General features: G+C 43.7%; 22 protein-coding genes. 2 read left to right on the top strand and 20 right to left on the bottom strand.

Translation table 11 applies throughout. The annotated features are described in order from the left end of the window. Window positions 1–4 precede the first annotated feature (4 nt). The 11 genes from CU635_RS11795 to CU635_RS11850 form a co-directional block, all read right to left on the bottom strand. On the bottom strand, window positions 5–1,000 hold the full coding sequence (locus CU635_RS11795; protein ID WP_101577572.1) for an alpha-ketoacid dehydrogenase subunit beta: 996 nt from the start codon (window positions 998–1,000) through the stop codon (window positions 5–7). Then, a complete protein-coding gene (gene pdhA / locus CU635_RS11800) occupies window positions 997–2,067 on the bottom strand; it encodes a pyruvate dehydrogenase (acetyl-transferring) E1 component subunit alpha (protein WP_101577573.1) in 1,071 nt (356 codons plus the stop codon). The genes CU635_RS11795 and pdhA overlap by 4 nt, the downstream gene beginning before the upstream one ends. A 69-nt stretch (window positions 2,068–2,136) precedes the next feature. Next, window positions 2,137–3,243 carry a Leu/Phe/Val dehydrogenase gene (locus CU635_RS11805; RefSeq protein ID WP_101577574.1) on the bottom strand — a complete coding sequence of 369 codons (1,107 nt, stop codon included), beginning with the start codon at window positions 3,241–3,243 and terminating at the stop codon, window positions 2,137–2,139. Between the two features lie 71 nt (window positions 3,244–3,314). Continuing rightward, window positions 3,315–3,713 carry a thioesterase family protein gene (locus tag CU635_RS11810; protein WP_101577575.1) on the bottom strand — a complete coding sequence of 133 codons (399 nt, stop codon included), beginning with the start codon at window positions 3,711–3,713 and terminating at the stop codon, window positions 3,315–3,317. A gap of 215 nt (window positions 3,714–3,928) precedes the next feature. Beyond that, entirely contained in the window at window positions 3,929–4,723 is a 795-nt protein-coding gene (locus CU635_RS11815) for an ABC transporter ATP-binding protein (protein WP_101577576.1), read from the bottom strand. Further along, entirely contained in the window at window positions 4,701–5,729 is a 1,029-nt protein-coding gene (locus CU635_RS11820) for an ABC transporter permease (RefSeq protein WP_101577577.1), read from the bottom strand. Before CU635_RS11820 ends, CU635_RS11815 begins: the two co-directional genes overlap by 23 nt. 17 nt (window positions 5,730–5,746) lie before the next feature. After that, on the bottom strand, window positions 5,747–6,754 hold the full coding sequence (locus tag CU635_RS11825; protein ID WP_101577578.1) for an ABC transporter substrate-binding protein: 1,008 nt from the start codon (window positions 6,752–6,754) through the stop codon (window positions 5,747–5,749). Window positions 6,755–6,999: 245 nt separating this feature from the next. Then, window positions 7,000–7,947, bottom strand: a complete 948-nt coding sequence (locus tag CU635_RS11830) for an NAD(P)H-dependent flavin oxidoreductase (RefSeq protein WP_101577579.1) — start codon at window positions 7,945–7,947, stop codon at window positions 7,000–7,002. 38 nt (window positions 7,948–7,985) lie between these two features. After that, window positions 7,986–8,861 (bottom strand): phenylacetic acid degradation operon negative regulatory protein PaaX, encoded by an 876-nt coding sequence (gene paaX / locus CU635_RS11835; protein WP_101577580.1) that lies wholly within the window; start codon window positions 8,859–8,861, stop codon window positions 7,986–7,988. A gap of 154 nt (window positions 8,862–9,015) precedes the next feature. Next, window positions 9,016–10,227: an acetyl-CoA C-acyltransferase gene (locus CU635_RS11840; RefSeq protein ID WP_101577581.1), complete on the bottom strand. Its 1,212-nt coding sequence runs from the start codon at window positions 10,225–10,227 to the stop codon at window positions 9,016–9,018. 958 nt (window positions 10,228–11,185) lie between these two features. Then, entirely contained in the window at window positions 11,186–12,370 is a 1,185-nt protein-coding gene (locus CU635_RS11850; RefSeq protein WP_101577629.1) for a levoglucosan dehydrogenase, read from the bottom strand. Window positions 12,371–12,669: 299 nt separating this feature from the next. On the opposite strand from CU635_RS11850, the gene CU635_RS23810 reads away from it, so the two are divergent. Next, window positions 12,670–13,290, top strand: a complete 621-nt coding sequence (locus CU635_RS23810) for an IS110 family transposase (protein ID WP_245917437.1) — start codon at window positions 12,670–12,672, stop codon at window positions 13,288–13,290. Between the two features lie 17 nt (window positions 13,291–13,307). Then, the gene (locus tag CU635_RS23815) at window positions 13,308–13,925 is read left to right on the top strand and encodes a transposase (protein WP_245917439.1); all 618 of its coding nucleotides are present in this window, start codon (window positions 13,308–13,310) and stop codon (window positions 13,923–13,925) included. A 129-nt stretch (window positions 13,926–14,054) separates the two neighbouring features. Here CU635_RS23815 and CU635_RS11860 read toward each other — a convergent pair whose 3' ends face one another. The 9 genes from CU635_RS11860 to CU635_RS11900 all read right to left on the bottom strand — a co-directional run bounded on the left by CU635_RS11860 (window position 14,055) and on the right by CU635_RS11900 (window position 24,247). Next, on the bottom strand, window positions 14,055–15,224 hold the full coding sequence (locus tag CU635_RS11860) for a substrate-binding domain-containing protein (protein WP_101577582.1): 1,170 nt from the start codon (window positions 15,222–15,224) through the stop codon (window positions 14,055–14,057). A gap of 39 nt (window positions 15,225–15,263) precedes the next feature. Then, window positions 15,264–16,073 carry a sugar phosphate isomerase/epimerase family protein gene (locus tag CU635_RS11865; protein WP_101577583.1) on the bottom strand — a complete coding sequence of 270 codons (810 nt, stop codon included), beginning with the start codon at window positions 16,071–16,073 and terminating at the stop codon, window positions 15,264–15,266. A 305-nt stretch (window positions 16,074–16,378) separates the two neighbouring features. Further along, on the bottom strand, window positions 16,379–17,218 hold the full coding sequence (locus CU635_RS11870; RefSeq protein WP_101577584.1) for a sugar phosphate isomerase/epimerase family protein: 840 nt from the start codon (window positions 17,216–17,218) through the stop codon (window positions 16,379–16,381). A gap of 60 nt (window positions 17,219–17,278) precedes the next feature. Further along, window positions 17,279–18,313 (bottom strand): zinc-dependent alcohol dehydrogenase family protein, encoded by a 1,035-nt coding sequence (locus tag CU635_RS11875; RefSeq protein WP_245917441.1) that lies wholly within the window; start codon window positions 18,311–18,313, stop codon window positions 17,279–17,281. A 43-nt stretch (window positions 18,314–18,356) separates the two neighbouring features. Continuing rightward, window positions 18,357–19,328, bottom strand: a complete 972-nt coding sequence (locus tag CU635_RS11880; RefSeq protein ID WP_101577585.1) for a sugar phosphate isomerase/epimerase family protein — start codon at window positions 19,326–19,328, stop codon at window positions 18,357–18,359. After that, entirely contained in the window at window positions 19,325–20,503 is a 1,179-nt protein-coding gene (locus CU635_RS11885; RefSeq protein ID WP_101577586.1) for a Gfo/Idh/MocA family protein, read from the bottom strand. Before CU635_RS11885 ends, CU635_RS11880 begins: the two co-directional genes overlap by 4 nt. 31 nt (window positions 20,504–20,534) lie before the next feature. Beyond that, window positions 20,535–21,512, bottom strand: a complete 978-nt coding sequence (locus CU635_RS11890) for an ABC transporter permease (RefSeq protein ID WP_101577587.1) — start codon at window positions 21,510–21,512, stop codon at window positions 20,535–20,537. After that, entirely contained in the window at window positions 21,493–22,992 is a 1,500-nt protein-coding gene (locus CU635_RS11895) for a sugar ABC transporter ATP-binding protein (protein WP_180956548.1), read from the bottom strand. Before CU635_RS11895 ends, CU635_RS11890 begins: the two co-directional genes overlap by 20 nt. Window positions 22,993–23,068: 76 nt before the next feature. After that, window positions 23,069–24,247, bottom strand: coding sequence for a substrate-binding domain-containing protein (locus tag CU635_RS11900; RefSeq protein WP_180956549.1), 1,179 nt, complete (start codon window positions 24,245–24,247; stop codon window positions 23,069–23,071). Window positions 24,248–24,342 lie beyond the last annotated feature (95 nt).

The raw sequence follows: 24,342 nt of genomic DNA on the forward strand, positions 1-24,342 counted from the left end.
CCTCCTAAAACTTGATTACTTTTTCGATCGCCTTGATAATGCGCTGTGGGGTCGGCAAATAGTGGTCTTCAAAGCCGAAGTAAGGAACAGGAGCATCGAAACCGGTGACCCGCTCTGCCGGTGCTTTTTGATAGAGGAAAGACGTATCGTTAATGATCGAGATGATATCATTCCCAACCCCGCTCGTCGCATGTGCTTCATGAACGATTACCGTCCGGCCTGTGTTTTGGACAGACTCGGCAATGATTTCTTTATCGAGCGGATAAAGGCTCCGCAAGTCGATGACATCACATCCGACTCCTTTTCCTTCCATTTCTTTCGCCGCCTTCATTGCAACCGGAACCATTGCGCCCCAGGCAATGACAGTCACATCCGCGCCTTCCCTGAGCTTTTTTCCTTTCCCAATTTCAACCCTGTATTTACCTTCAGGGACTTCTTCGCGCACCGAGCGGTAGCTTCGCATCGGTTCTAAAAACAAGACTGGATCCGGATCCTCGATTGCGGCAATAAGCAGACCTTTCGCATCGTATGGATTGGATGGGCAGACAACTTTGATGCCTGGCATATGCGTAAACAAGGCCTCTGTGCTGTCACAATGAATTTCAGGGGCTCTAACTCCTGCTCCATATGGGGCCCTGATCACGATCGGCACGGTAAAATGCCCCATTGTCCGCATTCGCAGCCTGGTCGCATGGGTCATAATTTGCTCATAGGCCGGATAAATAAAACCAAGAAATTGAATTTCGATGACCGGCATGAACCCATTCACTGCCATCCCGATCGCCGCCCCGACAAATCCGGCTTCACTTAGTGGTGTATCCATGACCCTCTCTTCCCCGTATTTTTCCTGGAGCCCATCAGTAGCGCGGAAAACCCCGCCGTTCTTTCCGATATCTTCACCGAGAAGAATGACTTCCTCTCTTTCCTTCAGCATGATATCAAGGCCATCCGTGATCGCTTGAACCATCGTCAGCATGTTTGTTTTTATTGCCGTTGTCATGTTGGTATACCTCCGAGAAGCTTGAGATAGTCATCTTTTTGCTCTTGCAGCGTCCATGTCGGCACAGCAAAAACGTGGTCGAAAATATCGGCAGGATTTGCAGGAGGAAAAGCCTCCATTTCTTTCACTGCCTGGTCGACTTCCCGGGCAGCTTCCTCCTCAGCCTTTTTGACAAAATCCGTATCATAAAATCCTTCGTTTTTCATCCAGCATTCAAGACGCAGAATTGGGTCGTCATAACTTCTTCTTTCCTGACTCTCCTGCTGGTTACGGTATTTGGAAGGATCGTCTGCAGTTGTGTGGGGGCCGTACCGCCACGTTACTGCTTCGATCAGAGTTGGACCATCGCCATTTCTTGCCCTCTGCAGTGCTTTTAAAGTCTGAAAATAGGCCGCGAACACATCGTTGCCATTAATCCTGACTCCCGGGATATCATAGGCAAGCACTTTTTGGGCAATCGTCTTCGTATTCATTTGCTTGTCAAGCGGAACCGAAATCGCATACTGGTTGTTTTGATTAAAAAAGACAACTGGTGCTTTACAAACGCTGGCAAAGTTGAGGCCTTCGTGAAAATCGCCTTCAGAAGTGGCTCCATCGCCAAAATAAACGATTGCTGCATTTTTCGTTCCCTTCAGTTTTTCCGCCAATGCAGCTCCGGCGGCATGGGGAAGCTGGGTGGCAATCGGAATCGCAGGCGGGAAAATTTTCTTTCCCTTTGGAGGAATACAGCCTTCATTCCGGCCATTCCAGAACAACAAAATGCTTTTTAAAGAGTGTCCAAATGTCATTGTGGCCCCATGGTCCCGATAGGTCGGGAAAAGCCAGTCCTCTTCATTCAGCGCATGGACACTGCCAACCTGGGCTGCTTCCTGCCCTTCAAATGGTGCATATGTGCCGATTCGTCCCTGCCGCTGTAAACTGACGGCTTTCCGGTCAAACGTCCTGAGCCGAATCATGTTCTGCAAAAAATCGCAGGCAAGCTCCTTTGTCAGCAATTCCTTGTATTCGGCTGAAACTACATTTCCGTCTTGATCAATCACTTCAAAAATCGGGAATTGGTTTTCCATCCTTCACACCCTCGCCGTGATTATATTTAAGATTAATACTTTAGTAATATTGTTTAATAGCGAAAAAAATTACGTCCTGACAGCCCACTTAGGACGTTTCATGTGGGAGAAAAAGCTATTTCGTCGTGTTCTCGCTTCAATTCGCTGTTCACAGAAATGGTTGGCCGCTTCTACGGTCGTAATGCCTGTTTCTGTGGAATGCTTGTAAATATTTAAAAGAGAATTATAGATTGCTTTCGTTTTTCGGAGCACGCGCTCTTTATTCGGAGTATAGAGCTCATCCGCAACCTGGATGAGGCCGCCTGCATTTACGATATAATCGGGAGCGTATAAGATCCCTTTTTCTTGAAGCATCTGCCCGTGATGGAGCTCGAGAAGCTGGTTATTCGCCGAGCCAACGACTGCTTTAACCTTCATGACCTCAATGGTTTGATCATTGACAATCCCGCCCATTGCACATGGAACAAAGACATCGGCATCCGCCGCATAAATTTCATCACTCTTGATCACTTTTAAGGCAGTGCCAAGCGATTTTGCCTTTAAGATCAATTTCGCAATCGCATTTTCGTTAATGTCAGCAACAAATAAGTCGCACCCTTCCTCCAGGAGACGGTCCGCCACCTTTAGCCCCACCTTGCCAAGACCCTGGATTGCATAGCTTTTTCCTGATAAATCTTCAGTTCCCCACACCGCATGATTGGTTGCCTGCAGCCCGTAGATGACTCCCTGTGCCGTCGGTACCGACGAGTCGCCGCTCCCGCCGTACACTTCATCGGCACCCACAATACAGTTCGTTTCTTTTAAAGCGTGAATAAAGTCCTCCGGGCTTGTTCCCATGTCCGTTCCTGTATAAAATCGCCCATTGAGGGACTCAACAAACTGGCCAAACGCCCTGAAAAGTTCCGGGCTTTTATCCGTTTGTGGATCACCGATAATCACTGCTTTACCGCCGCCAAAATCAACATCAGCGGCAGCACATTTATACGTCATTCCTTTTGACAGACGCAGAACATCCTCCAATGCATCATCGACAGTCCGATAAGGAAACATCCGGCAGCCGCCGAGCGCCGGCCCGAGTCTTGTGCTGTGTATAGCAATGATCGCACGCAATCCGGTCACTTCATCATTGCAAAATACAACCTGCTCGTGCTCGCGAATTTGTTCAAAGATATCCATCTGTGTTCCTCCTAAGCATAAATGATAACGCTTTCATTTTTATAGAAAATAATAACCCTCCAGTTGTGGGCTCAGGCTTGCTCAATGTCTTCAACTAACTCTCTTATTCTATCTTTTGATAAAATAACCTGGGTTACTTCTCCGATCCCGATCAGCTCCTTTTCGTTTCGGGCTGATACTTTTGTGATCACTTTATTATTTTTCAATCCAATCACCTCTGCGGTGATGGTAAGCTGTGACCCTGCCGGACTCGGGGCAAGATGCTTTGCTTTGACCTCCGATCCCATGCCTTCTTCATCTTCTTCAAGAAAGGGCAGAATAATTTGTCTTGAAGCCCACTCCATATGGTAAATCATCGTCACAGTCGAATAAGTGCGATGCACAATTTCCCCAGCAAAACGGGCATACATCTCCGGAGTAACAACAACCTTTATCGTCACCCCGTCTCCGATTCTTAAACCGGGCTTCATCCCATTCCCCCTCGCTTTTTCTCTAAAACAGATAACTATTACTCATTAAATATGTATGACGTATATTTAACGATATAATAACATTGCGTATGTTTAATAGTCAATTAATTATAAATATTTATTAAAATCTGATTTTTATTTACTTTATCTAAAGCATAAGAAAAGAAAAAGGATTAAATTAGGAGCAACCGCTAATCAATCCTTTTTCTTTTCTTTTATGTGAGCAGAGCTCTGTCATTGGCCATTTTTGAACCTTTGATTCTCTGGAATTCGAGCAGCAGGCTTTCAATTGTGAGCTTTTTCTTGTCGCTTTCATCGACCTCAAGGATGATCTCACCATTATCCATCATGATTAGCCGGTTCCCTAAATCGAGAGCCTGCTGCATGTTGTGGGTCACCATTAATGTCGTCAATCCGTATCTCTCCACAATTTCTTTTGTCAAATTCGTAATCAATTCAGCCCGTGACGGATCAAGGGCGGCTGTATGCTCATCCAAAAGTAGGATCGCAGGATCGGTAAAAGTTGCCATTAGCAACGATAAAGCTTGTCGTTCCCCGCCGGAAAGCATACCCACCTTTGCATTTAACCTGTTTTCGAGGCCGAGATGCAGGGATTCGAGAACTTCACGAAAGTACTCTTTCCTTTTTCTCGTCACGCCCCGCTTTAATGTTCTTGATTTATTGCGTGCATAAGCCATTGCCAGATTCTCTTCAATCGTCATGCTTGGAGCTGTTCCTGCCATTGGATCCTGAAAGACCCTGCCGATTAATTTAGCGCGCTGATATTCCGGAATCGACGTGACATTCTCCCCGTCAATATGAACCTCGCCAAGATCGGGGAGAAGAACGCCGGAAATGATATTCATTAAAGTCGACTTTCCTGCGCCATTGCTGCCGATGACCGTGACAAAATCGCCTTTGTTAAGATGCAGGTTCAAATTGTTCAGAGCGATTTTTTCATCGGGGGTGCCTTCATTGAATACCTGGTTAATCTGATTTAAGCGCAGCATTCGCCTCACCCTTCCTTTCAGCACCTACATTAAGCAGTTCGACTCGTTCTGCATGTCTTCGTTTTTTTCTTTTCCGATCACGGTAGCCTTCCATTACTTTCGGAGTGATCAATGCCAAAATGACAATCGCTGCGGTGATCAGCTTCATGTCGCCCGCTTCAAGAAACTCGACTCTCAACGCCAGGGTAACCACAATTCGATAAATAATTGCTCCGCCAATGACAGCGAGTGTTGTTCTCGCAATTGTTTTTGTTCCAAATATCGCCTCACCGATAATGACAGAAGCTAGCCCGATAATGATGATGCCAATTCCCATGCCAACGTCTGCGTATCCTCCCTGCTGGGCGATTAGCGCTCCCGAAAAAGCAACCATCGCATTGGACAGGCCAAGGCCGATAATAACCATTGCATTCGTGTTGGCAGATAAACTGCGGATCATCCTTTTATTATCACCGGTAGCTCTTAAAGCCAGGCCGATCTCCGTTTTTAAAAACCAGTCTGTGAAAAGCTTAAAAGCAAGAGTAACGATCAGCATGAACAATAAAATTCCCCATGTTCGCGGTAAGCTGCCTCCGAGCCCGACTGCAGTCAAAATCCCGTTAATAAAACCATCAAGACCGATTTCGGCGGACGACTCACTGACATTTGTCAGCGCCGTTTCCGTATTTAAGAGCGGAATATTTGATTTACCCATAATCCTCAGATTGATTGAATATAAGGCGATCATCATTAAAATACCGGACAGCAGGGCATTGATCTTCCCGAACGTATGAAGAATTCCTGTCAGGCAGCCAGCCGCAAATCCGGCAAGCAGGGCGATAAATGTGGCCATCAACGGATTTACGCCTGCGACAATCATCGTTGCAGCAACTGCTGCACCGGTTACAAAGCTGCCATCCACCGTCAAATCAGGAAAGTCAAGAATTCGAAAGGATAAATAAACACCTAAAGCCATAATCGCATAAATGATCCCCGATTCAAACGCTCCAAAAATTGCTGTAAACAATGAAAACCATCCTCTCCTTATTCACCTTCATAAAACTCTGCAATCTCTTCCCATTCCGGTTTCAATTCAAGTCCTTGTGCTTCAGCAACTTCCTTATTAATCACAAGCTTCAAACTATCAGGCAGCTCAACTGGAATCTCTGAAGGCTTTTTGTCACCTTTTAAAATCTGTGCTGCCATCAGCCCGGTTTGGTAACCAATATCATAGTATTCAAAGCCGCTCGCTGCGATGGCGCCACGCTTCATCGAATCCAATTCACCAACGAAAAGAGGAATCTTTTCATTGTTTGCGACAGTAATTACGGACTCGAGGGCAGAAACAACTGTATTGTCGGTAGGAATATAAATCGCATCGACACGTCCCACCAATGACTCGGCAGCTTGCTTTACTTCAGCCGAATTGGAAACGGATGCTTCGACTACCTCCGCATCGTTCTTTTCAGCCAACTCTTTCACTTGTGTGACCTGGACTTCGGAATTTTGTTCGCCGGAATTATAGATGACGCCTATTTTCTTGGCGCCTACTTCTTTTGTAATGAAATCAATCGTTTGCTTCGTTGCATCAGGATGATTATCGGTTGTGCCCGTAATATTTTCTCCCGGTTTATCAAACGCTTCAACAAGCCCGGCGCCAACAGGATCCGTAACAGACGTAAATAAAATCGGGATATCCTTTGTTGCATTAAGCGCGCTGACAGCACTCGGGGTTGCGTTGGCAAAAATCAAATCAACACCATCCCCGACAAAGTTGTTGGCAATCGTTTGTGGATTATTCGGGTCACCCTGTGCATTCTGGAAATCAAATTCAACATTTTCTCCTTCTTTAAAGCCTTCATCTTCAAGCGCCTTCTTAAAACCTTCGGTCGCTGCATCCAACGATGGATGTGGTGCATACTGGGTTAAACCAATTTTATACGTTTCTTTTTCTCCCCCAGCAGCAGGCTCCTTTGCTGTTTCATTGCCGCAACCTGCTAGTAAAAGCACCCCTGTAAATAGTAATGAGAAAATTTGTGCCGATTTTTTCATTTTAATCCCCCTTGTTAATAAAAATATTTTTATCCGGCTAACCTGATAAAAGAAGTAAGCCGGTTACCAAAAATATGTAATTGTTTTCAATTTAATATGATATTAACTATAGGTACCGTGAATACAACGTTATATTATCATTATTTTTCTTTATAAGTCAATAATATTCCGAAAATTAAATATAATTAAAAAACTTTTTCTAAAAAAAAAACAGCCAATAAGCTTGGCTGACCATAAATTTTATATTAAACGAGTTGCCTTGCCCTTTTTATAGCTGTTCGGGCCTCACTTACCATTCTTTCTAACAACTCCGAGACAGTCGGGATATCGTTAATTAGACCAGAAATTTGCCCGCCATTCATAAAACCGTTTGCTTCCTTGCCCTCAAGTGCCCCGATTTTATGAAATTCTTCAGATGTGAGCATATTGAATTGTTGAACCGTAATGCCCTTCTTTTCTTCAATCAAAAGTTTGCGGGCATATTCTGTGTCCATGACCCTTCTGATTTTCCCGAAAGTCCGGCCGACAATGAGCGTGTCATGATCCGCAGCTTGCAGGAGCTTTTGCTTATAATTGTCATGAAAAGGGGCTTCCTTTGTGGCAATCAACCTTGTTCCCATTTGCACCCCGCTTGCTCCAAGCGCAAGCATCGCCGCAAGACCATTGCCGTCGCCAATCCCACCAGCAGCAACAACAGGAATTTGGACATTGGCAACGATTTGTGGAATTAGCGTCAGCGTCGTCGTCTCAAGATTTGAGTTAATGCCGGCGGCCTCATAGCCTTCTGCTACAAGTATATCTGCACCAGCCCCTTCCGCTTTCCTGGCATGCTGGACAGACGCAACGACAGAAACCACTTTGATCCCATACTCATGAAATTTTGGAATGAACGGAGTCGGATTTCCTGCGGATAAAGATACCGCATATACTCCGTGCTTGATAAGGAGCGCGCCGATTTCCTTTACATGCTGGGATACGGAAAGAGCAATATTGACCGCAAAAGGCTTTGTCGTTCTATTCTTCGTGTCGATGATAATCTTTTCGAGCTCACCCGGCTCCATCGTGCCGGCACCGATTGTGCCTAGACCGCCTGCTTCAGATACGGCCGCCGTCAACGGCGCATTGCTGATATTGCCCATGCCGCCCTGAATGATTGGATATTTAATGTTCAGGAGTGAAGTTAATTGATTCACATGAAAAACTCCTTTGTCTGATTGTCCGGTCTTGCTCATTAATCAATAATAAAAGGATGATCAAGGACATCATAATCTTCATGGCGGTTCTTTAGTTCGTTCCCTTCCTTAAAAACCGTTTCAAAAAAGCATGATGCAGGTTCGGCCAGTTCCTTATAATAATCGCTGAATAATGCAGCTGCATGGTTGCCGAGCCACCTTTCCGGCAACAACTCCTCAGGCAGTCCCGGGTCAAAGAACAAAAATTTCCGGTATTCGTGCACGAGCTTCGTTCTTTCAACAAAGCATTCGGCATCAGACATTTGCCCTTTGGAAATTTTATTTTTATCAATAATATACTTTTGGCTGTATTCGCTAATAAACTCCTGGTAGCGGTCATTAATTTCCTGCAGGTCCCAGCTTTTTTCGACTAATTTGACGTTTTCGTGGGGGCCGTCATATTCCGCTACAAAAAAGTCGACATACGGTTCAATGCCGTACTTCTCAATCAGATCGTACACTTGTTTTTCAAGATTGTTGGCGGAAATCCAGCAGCTATTGGAAATTGTCCCGAAACCACTCCACACCAACTCTTTTCTTAGTTCATCCCTAACGGCCCTGATTTCTTCCGGGATCGTGTACATCAGGATGCGCCATTTCCCGTCCCACTTTTCCGGCTTTAATTTAAAAATCCGCTTAGCAGCCTCTTCGATCCGCTTTTCACCGCGGGGTGTTAATGAATAGTAGCTTTTATTGCCGATTTTTTCGGCCTGAACCCAGCCTTGCTTGTTCATTCGTGAAATCGCCGCCCTGACAGATTGATCATTATGGCCAAATTCATGCAACAAACGGATCAGGCTTCCGGTCCAAATTTTACTTCCATAGTGGGATATGTAATCTCCATATAAGGTAAAAATCATTGATCTTGTATTCAATGTCTGTTCATCCTCATTTCATCATGCTTCTATATCGGTAAAATTCCGTCATATTGTCATTCTACAAGATTCGTGATTATTTTCAAAATATTTTATTTTTTCGAATGACTGGATAGCGCAATTCTGGATTTCAGAAACTAAATTCCGATTATCATCATTCATTCCCGTCAAGATTTTCGACAATGGTGGCAATCCCCTGGCCAACGCCGACACACATCGTTGCCAGGCCATACTTAATGTTGCGCTTTTTCATTTCATAAAGGAGTGTTGTCATGATCCTTGCCCCGCTTGCGCCAAGGGGGTGTCCAAGTGATATCGCTCCGCCGTTTACATTGACAATTCGCGGATCCAGCTGCAGTTCGCTAATACAGGCCAGCGACTGGGAGGCGAACGCTTCATTCAATTCGACCAGCCCGATATCATGGATAGATAATCCTGCTCTTTGCAATGCTTTTCTGACTGCGGCAACAGGTCCAATGCCCATGACTGACGGGTGGACGCCCGCCACAGCCGAAGCAATATATTTCGCAAGCGGTCTTATTCCTTGGGCTTTTGCCCGCTCGGCAGCCATCAATAATAAAGCAGAAGCACCATCATTGACACCGGACGCATTTCCGGCTGTCACAGTTCCTCCAGGGAATAACGGTTTTAATTTTGCCAGAGCTTCGATTGTCATTCCGGGGCGTGGGTGTTCATCTTCGCTAACCTTTATCTGCCTCCCTTTTCGGTCGACAGAAACAACCGGGATCAACTCATCATTAAACCGGCCGGACTTGATAGCTGATTGTGTTCGCAACTGACTTTCCAAGGCAAATTGATCCTGTTCTTGCCGGGAAATCCCGTATTGCTTTGCGACATTTTCAGCCGTTTCCGGCATGCTCTCAGAACCGTACATGCTTTGAAGCTGCTGATTAATAAAGCGCCAGCCAATCGTCGTATCAAACAACTCGATATTGCCGCGCGGAAAATCATTTTCCGGCTTTGCAGATACATATGGGGCTCTTGTCATGCTTTCTGTCCCGCCGGCTACATAGATGTCACCCTCCCCTGTAATAATCGCCCTGGCAGCATAATTGACAGCATCCAAACCGGAACCGCACAAGCGGTTAATCGTAGTTCCAGCCACTTCTACCGGAAGGCCTGCCAATAAGGCTGACATTTTTGCAACATTACGGTTATCCTCCCCGGCCTGATTGGCATTCCCAAAGACAACTTCTTCAATGTCGCCCGGATTTATGTCCGGATGCCTGGCGGTCAAAGCTTTTATCACAATTGCCCCAAGATCATCCGGCCTGACGCTTTTTAAGGCTCCTTTATATTTTCCGATCGGCGTCCGCACAGCATCAACAATATAAATTTCCCTCACTTAAACTCTCCTTTCCTATTACATAACGTTTTATTATCGAAACAATACAAAATAGTTATATATTATAATAGCACATTAACAACTTAAAAATATAGAAAATTCAAATTGTTTTGGTGGATTTGTTAAAACACTGTCAAAAAGGTTACGAGTTCATCTATCATGGTATATTTGAAAAATCAGGTCTGTTAAACAGAAGAGGGTGTGTCCAGAAAGTCATCTTTATTGACTTTCTGGACACACCCTCGATTGAAACAATTTTAATATCTATAGGCTAAATTCTATTTCTTTTAGTGACAATTAAATTCTTATTTTGCTTATCCACCCGGTAGCAAATGTATTATCCGCTAATCCTTATTATATAAAGCAGTATAATTGATGTACATACCCATCTCCGCGTTCATAAAGCAGGAATCGGTAACTGAAGACATGATTTCAACGAGGGACCTTTGTATGTTGACCATACGTCTTCAATAAAAAAGACCATCATATTTTACGAAGATCATTTGAATAGTTCGAGTTTACTTTTTATCCAGAAGATGATCCGTATCTATAACTGTATCGTGATGTCCTGCATCATTTCATCGATTGTTTCTGAGACCTCATTTGTTCGCCAGGCAATGGAAATACGAAAATCAATAACTCCCTATAAGTTTAATTGGAATTAGATTTCGCGTATTCATTGAGCTGCAAGCCAATATCCTGAACGCATTAAAGCTACCTCTAAAGATCCCATTTTCAATCCCGTACATAAATCTCTCCCTTTTTCTATATGGTCTATATATGGAGGAAATAAAAATATTTTTTAAATGGTAAAATTATTTGTTAATACCTTAATTTTACTCTTTTAATCAAAAGTCATATTGCGTTTTATACAATTTCAATCGGGTAATTAGTAGAAAAAAGGATGAGATTTATAAATAGCACTCATCCTTTAAATAGTTTTTGATGGTTTGTGTGGCTAGGTTATGTTTGCAACAGTCTTTTCAATATTCACCCAAACACCTTTCTCTGCAGATTCAAGAATGGCATCAGCAACGAGTTCTACACGGTAACCATCGTTGAAGTTAGGCGACACCTCAGTATTTTCGACAATCGACTTAAAGAAGTCATACGTTTCTATGATTTTCGTTTCTCCATAGCCGATTCCCAATGCAGGAATTGGCCACAGCCCTTCACCATATGGGTGAGCCGGTCCGGTGTATACGGTTCTGAAACCTTTCGAGTCACCTGGGTCATCAGCAAAACAAACTTGCAATTCATCCCGGCGTTCATAATTAAAGTACAGGGAACCCTTTTCCCCATGAATTTCGAATGTCAGGAAATTGTTTCTGCCCCAGGCATTTCGTGTAGCTTCGATGCTGCCAACAGCCCCACCCTCAAATTTTAGCAGAGAAACAAATTCATCATCTACATCTACTGCCGCTTTTGGAACATCACTGGCGCTTTTAACAGTACCCAATTTATCGACTCCTCCAGTCTGAACAGGTCTTTCTGGAATCCATGTTTTCGTAACAGCATTTACATCGGTGATCTCACCTACAAGATATCGTGCAATATCTACTACGTGAGTTCCGATATCCCCTAACGCCCCGGAACCGGCGATTTTTTTCTGAAAACGCCACGATAGAGGTGAATTTGGATCTGCGGACCAATCCTGGAGGTAAGTACCCCGGAAATTGAGGACCTTGCCAATCTTTCCTTCCTCCAAATACTTTTTGGCTAGGGCAACGGCCGGTGTCCTTCTGTAATTAAATGCAACCATGTGCTTGACGCCTGCTGCTGTCACAGCATCCAGCATAGTTTTTGCTTCTTCTGCACCGAGTGCCAAAGGTTTTTCAGATATTACATGTTTCCCAGCCTTTGCTGCAGCAATTGCAATCTCAGCATGGGTATTGTTGGGAGTGACGATATCAATAATGTCAATGTCGGGATCGTTCACTACCTGTCTCCAGTCGGTTGCGTAGTGATCAAAGCCGTATTTGGCAGCCGCTTCCTTTGCCAATTCTTCCGTTACATCCACTACTGTGTGGCGGTGCGGAATAACTGGTGACGGCCAAAAGAACATCGGCATCCCTGCATACGCAAGGGCATGCGCCTTTCCCATGAATCCTCCGCCAATCATACCAATGTTCAACTTTTTCATAATAAGTTTCATTCCTTTCGCTGTGCTCAAGGCACAAAAATTTAATGAAAGTACTCTCTAACCCTGCTAATGGTTGCTATAATGTATTTGGATAAGCAGATACACTACAGAGCACGGGGAGGTGAGTGGTGCAGTTTCATACTGCCCGCATAATAAGATGTGCCGTTTGCCATTTTCAAGTACAAATAAGTGTGCCATCGAGCACGTAAACTAATCCTTGTATAAACAATTCCCGTTTATTATGTGGCAAACAGTCAATGTCTGCTTTATCCACTATAAATTTTAGTGGGGATGTGTTTATGCTCAAAATTGTTTACCCTATTTGCTGTGGAATTGATGTCCACAAAAAGTTTGTTATTGCAACGGTAGGTACGACGAACCAGTCGGGGGTTACCGAGTACCAAACGAAGCGATTTTCAACTTTTACGGAGGATTTGCACCATCTTCTAGATTGGCTGAAATCCCAATCTTGCAAACATGTCTGTATGGAGTCTACAGGCAAGTATTGGCACCCTGTGTTTAATATTTTGGAGCACGACTGTGAGGTTGTCGTTGCTAACCCAAAATATGTGAAGGGTATTCGCGGCAAGAAAACCGAGAAAAAAGATTCGATTTGGCTTTGCGACCTACACAAACACGGCTTGGTTCCCGGCAGTTTTATACCACCTCTGCCCATTCGTCAAATTCGAGATTTAATGCGGTACCGGTTTGAACTCATCAACTTTAAGTCGAGCGAGAAAAACCGTGTTCAAAACTCTCTTACCGTTTCCAACATTATGATTTCCAGTGTCGTTTCGGATACTTTCGGTGTAAGTTCTATGCGAATTATTCATCATATTCTTGATCACCCTGATGATACGGATTTCGATGTTTCATCGATGCTACACGGAAGGATGAAAAAAAAACAGACACCATTGTAAAATCCATTCATGGGAATTTGACCAAGCCACAAGCCGATAAGATGCGCGTGTGCCTTGACCATATTGACAGCATTGAGAAGCACATCGCCGATATTGAATCCGTTGTTTTAAAATTAGTTCAGCCCTACTTGCCGCAAATCGAATTGATTTTATCCTTACCAGGTATTAAAGATATCTTTACGGCTATTGCTATTCTTGGTGAAATCGGCATGGATATGTCTGTGTTTCTTTCCGATAAACATCTATGTTCCTGGGCGGGGCTTACACCGCAAAACAATGAAAGTGCCGGAAAGAAAAAATCGGTCCGTGTTTCGCGAGCTGGCGTTTGCATCAAGCCTTTGTTGGTCCAATGTGCAAATGCTGTCATTAAAAGTAAAGAGTGTCCTTACTTCAAAATCCGTTATGATCAAATTAAGAAACGTCGAGGTCACAAAAAAGCGATTATTGCGATTGCCCATAAGCTACTCATTTGTATTTACCATATGCTTGATAAAAATGAGCCATTTAATGATGAGTTATACAATACGGACTCCAAACCAACACCTACTTATGCACCTCAGATCACGGAGGAAATGGCTATAAGATATCTGGAAAACTTAGGTTACCAGATCCCCGATAAGCGTATACACGATTGATATTTTTACTTTAATACATTTTTTCCCAAGCCCACTTTTGCAGTAGGCTTATTTTGTTATGCGCACTTTTTACTTATGACATATTTCTGGGTTCTTTCAAACTATATACCTCCTAGAATGATAGTTTAATTACTTGGCTGCATCTTGAATCGTATCCGGTGCGTCCTTATGATAAACAAGCTTCCATGATTCCAAAACATTTTCCTGTGTTACTTTGAGAGCCGGCACAGCTACATAAGCAGGGGCTTCTTTTTCAAGCAATCCGTAGCCGGCAAGGATAGCTTCAGAGATTCCCTGATCATATGGGAGCTGAGCTCCAAGTCCTTTAATGCTGCCACCGGAAGCAATGTCTAAAGCAACTGTTGTACCTAAATCAATCGTTGTGATGACCAGGTCATTGTTTCCTGAATTACGGGCTGCTGCCAATGCACCCTCTGCCGGAACATCCCAAACTACAAACATACCATCCAAGTCAGAATTTTTGGTCAGCATTCCGGAAGCCACTTTCTCTCCATCATTAGGCCCGGTAATTCCGCCTCGCTCAACAATCTTGATATTCGGATATTTTTCCTGGATAGTTGCTTCAAATGCCTCAGTACGCTGTCTTGTTACAAAGTAATCTGCGTCATGATATATAACGCCGATTTCTCCTTTTTCCCCGAGAGCTTCAGCCATAATATCTGCCGCAGCAATCCCGTTTCCATAGTTATCGGCTGAGACAACGCTTACATAATCCTCGCCAGCTGTCAGCCCTTCCGGCTTATTATCCATAAATACTACTTTTACCCCTGCATCTGCAGCTTTTTTGAATGCTCCTGCTGTGGAAACTGGGTCAACAGGAATTCCGACGATAATGTCTGGTGACTTGGCAAGGACTGTTTCTATATCGGACACTTGTTTTTCTGCCTTAAATTGTGCATCTGTTACCGCTACCACTTCTATGCCCATTCTTTTAAAGGTGGCTTCCAAACCGGCTATTTGAGCGGTAGCCCAGTCATTACCCGCATAGTGCATGACGATTGCTGCCGTATAGTCTCCTGCTTTAATCTCTTCAACCTCTTCTTCAGTAAGCTGCAAGGTTTTAGCTGATATTGCCGATTCTCCATCAGGACCTTTACTCAAGATTTCCCGATCGGGAATGTCCTGATTGATTGTGATTGGACCCGAACTGTCTGCTGCTTCCTCTGGTGTTAAATCCTCTGAACCACCGGCAGTCTCTGTGTTGCCCTGGCTGCAGCCGACAAGTGCAATACTGCTGATCAGCAATATCATTAAAAGAAATAAAAAAATTTTTTTCATACATTTTCCCCCTTTTGTCCGTCAGTTTTTACACAGTTCTTAAAGGTAGTCTTGTGAAAGAAATTGCCTGCTGATTTCCGCTCCTTCTTTCGGATTTGGATAGCTGTCCAATTCAACGGTAATCCAGCCATCATATCGAACATCCTCGAGAATCTTGAGCATTTCGGCAAACTTTTGATGTCCTTTTCCCAAAGGCAAAAATTGTCCTTCTGCGTAATCTTTAAAGTGAACATATTTAATTCTATCTGCGTATTTCTTTATAACCTCGACCGGGTCTCCCCCACCCGCTTCAATATGGGCGGTATCCGGGCAGAGATTGATGGATGTTAAAGGCATTAACTTATCCAATTGCTCGGGCGTTTCTACACAAGTTCCAAGATGAGGATGGTAACTTGGGATCAGTTTATACTTTTCAGCTATTTTGGCAGCTCTATTTAGTGCATCCCCCAATTTTATGTAATCGCTTTCCGAGATGCCGCTGGTTCGGACTGCTCCGCCGCCAATAACCAGGTGCTCTGCTCCCAATTCTGCTGCCAGTGCTGACACGCTTTCTATTTTTGATAGCTCTTCTTCTAAGATATCGTCAAAAATAAAATTCCCGCCTGTATAGACTCCGATAAATTCCAATGAACGGCTTGATATGAACTCTTTGAACTCCTGTTCTTTCCCTTTGTATTGCATAAGGTTTCCATCAAAAATTTCAAAGCCTTTGTATCCAGTTTCAGAAATATCCCTCAATGCTTCCTCTGTTGATCCATTCGCAAGATAATAGAGATCCTTTACTGAAGTAACGCCAGCAGGGTGGCCGACAACGCCTCCCCAAGTATTCGTTTGGTAACTAAATTTCATGATTTCACCTCGTCCATTTTTTAGAGTCAACTAAAATTTTTATGTTTTTACAGATCACCTCCTTAAAGTAATCCATTATATTTTTCTTTTTAACAACCAATTAAATGACCGGTTCTAAGCAGGTTTCTGTGGATGAGTTCAAAATTTTTTCGACCAATGTATGATCATAAATGTGTTATATATCCTGTGCTGATTTCTTTAGTTGACTAAGAGGGTAATCAAAGAGTTATGGTCGTATGGTGGAAATCTCAGAAGCATGTTAGGGGCCAGAAGGAACAAATGGCACTGGCCCCATTTTTCAGCTCTTAAAAAATTTCATTTACTTTGTTTTTCAGGAATTGAATCGAAGTTTTGGCATACCAATCCGGTTCAGATTGTCTGGAATGGAAACCAACTTCCATGGATAGATATCCGTCATAATTAATTTCCTTCAACGCTCTTAATACTGCGTCAAAGTCACATCTTCCCTGGCCTGGAGGAAGGCGATCATTGTCTGAAATATGGACATGGTGGAGTTTATCAGCCATGCGATATACATAATCACTAGGGACTTCATTCCGATATAAAGCATGGAAAGTATCAAACATCACTTTGACATTATCCAGGCCTGTTTGCTCAGCTAGAAGCAATGCGTCGTCAGCTGTTTCAATAAGATTGCTATCCGTAGGGGTTGGCTCTACTACCATAGTCACACCAAGTTCCTTTGCATAATTCCCTACTTCAATCAATCCTTCCAGGCTGTAATTCCAGGCATCCTGTTGAGTGGTTCCAAAGACAACCCAGCCGGCAATCCACATCACAGTTGGGCATTCCCATTCATGGGCAAGGCGTACTACTTCTTTATAATGCTTGATCGTAAACTCTCTTTCTTCTTTTGAAGGTGAGCTAGGGTTCATGCCTGGTCCGCCGCCCGGTGCAGGAAGCATGGAAGAAACCTTTAAATTGTTTTCTTTTAATAGCCTTAAAATTTCCTGTCTTCTTTCAGGCGATAAATAGTCCGGCCACGCATGGGGAGCCGCACAGCCAATTTCAATCGCATCATAGCCAAAGGAAGACAATCGTTTGATGACTTCTTCAAGCGGATAAGATGGTACCCAGGATGGGAAACTGCTATAGACCCATGTATTAAATGCAATGCCTTTCATAGTCAATTACCTCTTCTCAAGAAATTTATGATTCTATTACACTAGCTTTTGAACACAAGATCATTCCCAAACAAATACTGCTTTTTCCGTTTTTCTTTCATCAAATAAACGGAAGGCCATTTCTGCTTCATCCAGCTTAAAGCGGTGAGTAACTAATTTTTCAACTGGGAGGTTGTGTCTGACGATAAACTCCGCTATCTCAGGGAATTCCTGAATTGGGAAATACCATGAACCCATTACGGTTACTTGTTTGCGAATTAATTGCGGGCTCGGTTTAATGGTTGTTTCCTTGCTTTCCCCGACAAAGGCTACTCTTCCATGAGGCCTTACACAATCCAGTGCATCATTCTGTGCATATGGACTTCCCGAACAATCAATAGCGGCATCTGCTCCCCGCCCATTCGTAATGCGTACAATTTCGTCTTGTACATTCGCATGTTTGCCGTTGATGATATAATCTGCTCCAAGCTCTTTCGCCATTTCCAAGCGTTCATCCAGCATGTCTACGGCAATAACTGTGGCTCCCAATCCTTTCCCAATCATCACGCCTGCATTGCCCATGGGCCCCAATCCAAACACAACCAGTATGTCTCTTCCTGAGATACCTAATCTCTTTTGTGCGTGATACAGTGTTCCAACTGCATCGGTAGAAACAGCTGCAGTAACAAAGCTCATATCATCCGGAAGCTTCATGCAATTTTCTGCCGGCACCACCATATAGTCGGCATCTCCGCCATGGGAATCAAAACCTACGCATTTAAAGTCCTTACAGAACATTTTGTATCCGCTCTTGCAATGTGCACATTCTCCGCAGCCAATCGCCAAATAAACGGCTACTCTATCGCCCGGCTTGAAAGTGGATACCCCATTGCCTACTTCTGTAATTACTCCGGCTGGCTCATGTCCCGGGATCGTTTTGCCCAGTTCTGTTCCTTCAAAAACAGATGTTCCATAGTACAAACTCATATCACTGCGACAGATTGCCGAAGCTTTAAGCTGTATTAATACTTCTCCCTGCCCTGGTGTTGGAATATCAACCTGGCGTACATCTACTTTTTTATCTCCCGGGAAAAATACTGCTTGCATTGTTGTCATAAAATTACCTCCGTCTACATATTTAGCTGATTCTTTTTAAGGCTTACACCCACCACACTTCCCCTACATCCTCTTTAAACAAAGTTTCTTTCAACAGGGAAATTGCTTTGCTTAAACCTTCATCAGTGGAAGCCAGCATATCTTCATGCTCAATAGACACAACATAATCATAACCAACGGCACGCAGGGTACTGACCATATCCTTCCAAAGCTTTTCGTCATGTCCATAGCCAACAGACCTGAAGGTCCATGATCGGTCAAGAATTTCGCTATAATGCTTGGTATCCAGCACACCATTTAAACTTATATTGGGCTTATCCAAATATACATCCTTGGCATGGAAATGAAAGATGGCTTTTTCCCGGCCAAGCTTTTTGATGGCTTCTACCGGATTAACTCCCTGCCAAATCAGATGGCTCGGATCAAAATTAGCGCCGATAGCCTCACCGGCTTGTTCCCTTAATTTCAAAAGCGTTTCCGGATTGTAAACGACAAAACCCGGGTGCATTTCGAACGCTATCTGGCGAATCCCATGTGCTTCAGCAAATTTTGCTTCCTCTTTCCAATATGGAATCACTACTTCATTCCACTGCCAATCCAGCACTTCCGCGTATTCCGGCGGCCATGAACATGTGACCCAATTAGGGAACTTTGCTCCTGCATGGTCGCCTGGACATCCGGAAAAGCCGTTAACCACTGGCACTTCCAGCCGTTCAGCCAGGCGGACCGTTTTTCGCCAAACCTCATGTGCATCCTTTGCCGTGCCGGAATTGGGGTGCAGCGGATTGCCATGGCAGCTTAGGCCACTTATTAATATCCCTCTGCTTTCAATCGCCTTTTTAAAAGCTTTTAATTTTTCTGGGCTCTCCAGTAATTCATCCGGGTTACAATGGTGGTTTCCCGGAAAATTTCCTGTTCCCAATTCGACAGCTTCAATCCCCATTTCAGCGACTTTATCAAGCATTTCTTCTAAAGCGAAGTTTTGGTAGAGAACAGTAAAAACTCCCAGTTTCATATATTGCCCTCCCTTCTGTTCAGAACCTTCACCCATTTTTGATTTTTGCTGCTTTCCAAAATGGCATCGGTAATACACATTGAAATATGTCCGTCCTCAAAGGTTGCGAAATTGGTTTTATCGTTTGCAGGGTCTTTCCCATCACGAATGAAAGAATAAAAGTTTTTCATCATGTTTTTCAAGGCATCCGGCCAGCCCTCGTTATGCCCTCCTGGATGATGGATGGATTCTTTTGCACCCTGCTCGAACAAAGCTACATCCGCAAGAAGGATTTCATTGGGCTTATCCCGATGTCCAATCCAAAGCTTTTCGGGTTCTTCCTGGTTCCAAAATGCCGCACTTTTGCTCCCTGCGATTTCGAAGCTCAGTCGGTTCTTGCGGCCTGCACTGACCTGGGAAACGGTAAATACTCCCTTTGATCCATCATCGAAGCGTACCAGTACTGAAGCATAATCCTCTGTATTTATAGCCACTTCTTCATAGACCTCACCTTGTGAAGCGCTGGCTCCAAAAGTTGCCGTAGTTTCGCTGGGCTTTTTACGGAATGGTATAACAGTAGCCAGGTCGGCAAAAACCTCCACAATCCTTTTACCGGTCACATATTGGACAGTATCACACCAATGTGACCCAATATCCGCTATAGCCCGTGATTTCCCGCCTGCATCAGGAGCAAGACGCCAGTTGTAATCGGTTTCATATAACAGCCAGTCTTGAAGGTAGCTTCCATAGACAAGATTAACCTTGCCTAAGTCTCCATTCGCGATCTTCTCGCGCAAATTTTGTACGCTGGCGAACTGCCGATAATTGAAATTCACACCGTGGACAACACCATGCTCTTTTGCGAGATTCAGCAATTCTGCAGATTCCCTGTTGTCCATTGCCAGCGGTTTTTCAGAAACAATGTGCTTGCCAGCCTTGATGATCTCTTTATTGATTTCAAAATGAAGATGGTTCGGAGTACAATTGTGTACAACCTGGATTTCGGGATCCTCAAGCATTTCACAGTAATCCCTATATGCTTTCTGAATTCCAAGCTCACGGGCTTTTTTTTCAGAGGCTTCCTGGCTGCTGTCAGCCAGGCCTAACACTTCGACAAAACCGAGTCTTCTAATTGCTTCAATATGAGTTGGCCCGATGAAGCCTGTGCCGATTACACCAACTTTTATTTTTTCCACAAAGCTTCCTCCAGTCACCGATGGTTTCTATTTATCTCTTAATTGCTTTACGTCCAAGTGCAACCGCAAGAATGATGATGATCCCTCTGATGATCATTTGCTGGCTTACATCAAGGCCCATAATAATAAGGCCATTATTGATGACCCCAATCATTAGAGAACCGATTAGAGTCCCAATTACAGTTCCGACACCGCCCGCCAATGCTGTACCCCCGAGAATGACGGCAGCAATAACAGAAAGTTCGTCGCCTTCACCAAAGGAAAATCTTCCTGCGTTCATGCGGCCTGCATACAAAAGACCTGCAAGCCCGGCCATCAGGCCTGTTCCTACGAAAACGAGCAGCTTAATTCTCATTACCTTGACTCCCGAGAACCGTGCAGCGTTTTCATTACCACCCGTTGCAAGAACCTGCCGGCCAAATGACGTTTTCCTGAGCAACACATGGGCAATCACGGTAAATACAAGTGTCCAGATTAACAAAACAGGAATAGGACCGATGTCTCCTGAGCCAAAAATGAAGTTAAAGTTCGCATCAATAATCGGTACTGGAGCAGTATCAGTGATCCACATCGCCATCCCTTTTACAGCTCCCATCGTTCCCAAAGTAACAAGGAATGAAGGAATCGCTACTTTAGTGACCAGCAATCCATTTATTAAGCCTACCGCTAAGCCTGTGCCAACGCCTGCAACCAAGCCGCCGAAGATCCCGTATCCCGCCTGGAGCGCCAGTGCCCCAGTTAAGGAGGATAAAGCTGCAACGGAACCTACGGACAAGTCAATTTCTCCTGTACTGATCACAAATGTCATCGCAAGAGCCATTAAGGAAATTGTGGCTGTCTGACGTACAATGTTTAACAAATTGCCGGATGTCAAAAATCCTTGGTCATAAAGACTTACTGAAAAGTAGATTAATACACCAACGAAAGCGAGATAGACGATATAGTTCCGCCATTCGAATTTTTTTAATGAAAGTGCTGGACCTGTCTGACTAGAAACCTTGGATTGCATATTCCAGTTCCTCCTCTGAATTGATTTCCGTGCGCTTCATCTCCTTTTTAATCTGACCCTCATGCATGACAAGCACCCGATCGCTCAATGCAAGAAGTTCAGGGAGTTCTGAAGAGACAACTAATATGGCTTTGCCGCTATCAGCCATTTCCCGAATAATATCGATTATTTCGGTTTTAGCTCCAATATCTACACCGATGGTAGGTTCATCGAGCAGCAAAACAGTCGGATCATGTGCAAGCCACTTGGCAAGTACAATTTTTTGCTGATTTCCGCCTGATAACAAATTGGATTGTTTAAAAATATCATCCGTCTTAATATTTAACTTTTCGACAAACCGTTTGCTGATGTCATTAGCCCTGCGATTATCTACAAAAAGCCCTTTTTTAAGCTTTGAAAGAATAGGCAGGATCATATTATCCTTGACACTATGCTGGAGAACTAAGCCTTGCATTCGCCTGTCCTCAGGTATTAAAGTAATCCCGGCAGCAATCGCATCCCCTGCATTTTTAATCGTGTGCTTTTTGCCTTCTACAAACACTTCACCGCTGTCTATCCTGTCAATACCGAACAGGCATCGCATTAATTCAGTCCTTCCGCTTCCCATCAAACCCGCGATCCCTACAATTTCTCCAGGCTGGATTTTAAGGTTTACATTCTGGACTTTTTCTCCCGCACTTAAATTTTTCACCTCGAAAACAGGGGGGCCGTCTGCAGAGTATGGGCGTTCTTGCCATTCAAATGCCTGGTCAAACTCTTTGCCGACAATGTGCTTGATCACACTATCCAGGTCTGTTTCACTGCACTTTTCAGTGGTAATATATTTGCCGTCCCGTAAAATTGTAATTCTGTCGCATATTTGAAAGATTTCATCCATCCTGTGAGAAATATAGATGATAGAATAATCTTTTGCTTTCAATTCATTAATGATCGTGAACAGTACTTCTGTTTCGTTTTTCGTTAAGGATGAAGTAGGTTCATCCATTATTAATATTTTTGCATCCTGGGACAGCGCCTTGGCAATTTCAGTCATCTGCCAATAGCCTACTCCTAAATTCTGGACGATATCGGTTGGTTTGATGTTAACTCCTAATTCATTAAGCAATTCTTCTGTTCTTTTCTCGCTCTCTTTGTCATTGAGCAAGCCTAGTGAGTTTTTCTGTTCACGTGCTAGAAAGATGTTCTGTGCAACCGTAAGAGTCGGAATCAAACTAAACTCCTGAAAGATCATCGATATATTATTTACTTTCGCATCATCAAAACTATTTATACTAACCGGTTTTCCTTCGATTATAATTTCGCCTTGATCTGCAGAGTAGACCCCAGTAAGTATCTTCATTAAAGTTGATTTCCCTGCTCCATTCCCTCCCATCAAAGCATGTACTTCACCTTTTCTTAATGAGAAGTCAACCTTGTCGAGCACGGTGATGCCATTAAAAGCTTTACTAATATTTTTCATTTCCAGTATTGGTTGGTCCAAGGGAATTCACCTTCTTTGTCTATAGAGGCTGCAAGCTTATGCTAGCCTCTATAAAATAGTTTGGGCTTAATTTAAATTACTTCATTGCATCCTGAACCGTTGCAGGAGCGTCAATACCATAGATTAATTTCCATGCATCCAATACATTGTCTTTTGTTACTCTAATCGCTGGTGAAGCTACGTATGCCGGTGCTTCTTTTCCAAGAAGTGCATAGCCTGATAGTATCGCTTGGGCAACTCCCTGATCATAAGGTAATTGTGCACCCAGACCTTGAACAATTCCATCTGAAGCAATGGATATTGCCACATTCGTACCTAAATCTACAGTTGTAACTACCAGATCTTCTCTGCCTGCCGTCCGAGCCGCTGACATAACCCCTTCCGCCGGAACGTCCCAAGGAGCAAATATACCGTCAATGTCCGGATTTCTTGTTAGCATTGCAGAAGCAACTTCTTCACCTTTATTCGGATCGGTAATTCCGCCTTGAGCTACAATCTCAATATCAGGATATTTTTCCTTAATCGTTGCTTCAAAAGCGTCTGAGCGGTTCTTCGTTACGAAAAAGTTCACATCATGGTAAACAATCCCGACTTTTCCTTTTTTACCGATCTTCTCAGCCATTATGTCGGCAGCCAGGGCTCCATTCCCATAATTATCACCTGATACAATGCTGATATAGTCTTTGCCCGCTTCAAGACCTTCTGCAGCACCATCCATAAATACTAATTTCACACCTTGCTCCACCGCTTTTTTATAAGCAGGTGCTGTTGAAACTGCGTCTACCGGAACGGAAATCATAATATCCGGCTGCTTTGCCAATACCGTTTCTATATCGTTTACCTGTTTTTCCGCTTTGAACTGGGCATCTGTTACAGCAACGACTTCAATGCCCATTTTCTCGAATGTGTCTTCCATTGCCCCTACTGCAGCATTCATATAATCAGTTCCTGAATAGTGCATTACGATGGCAGCTGTATATTCACCTTCAGCTATTTCTTTAAGCTCTTCTTCAGTTAACTGCAATGATTTTGCAGAGACTGCTTGTTCACCGTTAGGGCCTTTATCAAGTACTTCTATATCTGGTATTTCCGGATTAATCGTTAAGGGACCATTTGTATCTGCTGAATAGTTTTCGTTTTTCTGTTGTTTTTCTTTTTCTGCTGAAGTTGATTCATTATTGCCGCATCCCAAAAGTGTCAAACTTACGAAAAGTAATATAAAGGCTGAAGATAACATGTTTTTTTTCAATTTCATAACCCCTTTGTTTTTATTTCATACTATCTAATTTTTTAAATTGGACGCTTTGACGTGTGAACATCACCTCCCAGGTACCATACGACAGGTTGTAA

The sequence above is a fragment of the Bacillus canaveralius genome (assembly GCF_002860125.1).
GTDB classification, from domain to species: domain Bacteria; phylum Bacillota; class Bacilli; order Bacillales; family Cytobacillaceae; genus Bacillus_BJ; species Bacillus_BJ canaveralius.

Coding starts and splice junctions, on each gene's coding strand:
- CU635_RS11870 (WP_101577584.1), bottom strand. CDS start 17,218: ATGAAAGGCATTGCATTTAATACATGGGTCTATAGCAGTTTCCCATCC.
- CU635_RS23810 (WP_245917437.1), top strand. CDS start 12,670: ATGCTCAAAATTGTTTACCCTATTTGCTGTGGAATTGATGTCCACAAA.
- CU635_RS11810 (WP_101577575.1), bottom strand. CDS start 3,713: ATGAAGCCCGGTTTAAGAATCGGAGACGGGGTGACGATAAAGGTTGTT.
- CU635_RS11825 (WP_101577578.1), bottom strand. CDS start 6,754: ATGAAAAAATCGGCACAAATTTTCTCATTACTATTTACAGGGGTGCTT.
- CU635_RS11795 (WP_101577572.1), bottom strand. CDS start 1,000: ATGACAACGGCAATAAAAACAAACATGCTGACGATGGTTCAAGCGATC.
- CU635_RS11900 (WP_180956549.1), bottom strand. CDS start 24,247: ATGAAATTGAAAAAAAACATGTTATCTTCAGCCTTTATATTACTTTTC.
- CU635_RS11890 (WP_101577587.1), bottom strand. CDS start 21,512: ATGCAATCCAAGGTTTCTAGTCAGACAGGTCCAGCACTTTCATTAAAA.
- CU635_RS11860 (WP_101577582.1), bottom strand. CDS start 15,224: ATGAAAAAAATTTTTTTATTTCTTTTAATGATATTGCTGATCAGCAGT.
- CU635_RS11850 (WP_101577629.1), bottom strand. CDS start 12,370: ATGAAAAAGTTGAACATTGGTATGATTGGCGGAGGATTCATGGGAAAG.
- CU635_RS11875 (WP_245917441.1), bottom strand. CDS start 18,313: ATGACAACAATGCAAGCAGTATTTTTCCCGGGAGATAAAAAAGTAGAT.
- pdhA (WP_101577573.1), bottom strand. CDS start 2,067: ATGGAAAACCAATTCCCGATTTTTGAAGTGATTGATCAAGACGGAAAT.
- CU635_RS11865 (WP_101577583.1), bottom strand. CDS start 16,073: ATGAAATTTAGTTACCAAACGAATACTTGGGGAGGCGTTGTCGGCCAC.
- CU635_RS11805 (WP_101577574.1), bottom strand. CDS start 3,243: ATGGATATCTTTGAACAAATTCGCGAGCACGAGCAGGTTGTATTTTGC.
- CU635_RS11880 (WP_101577585.1), bottom strand. CDS start 19,328: ATGAAACTGGGAGTTTTTACTGTTCTCTACCAAAACTTCGCTTTAGAA.
- CU635_RS11815 (WP_101577576.1), bottom strand. CDS start 4,723: ATGCTGCGCTTAAATCAGATTAACCAGGTATTCAATGAAGGCACCCCC.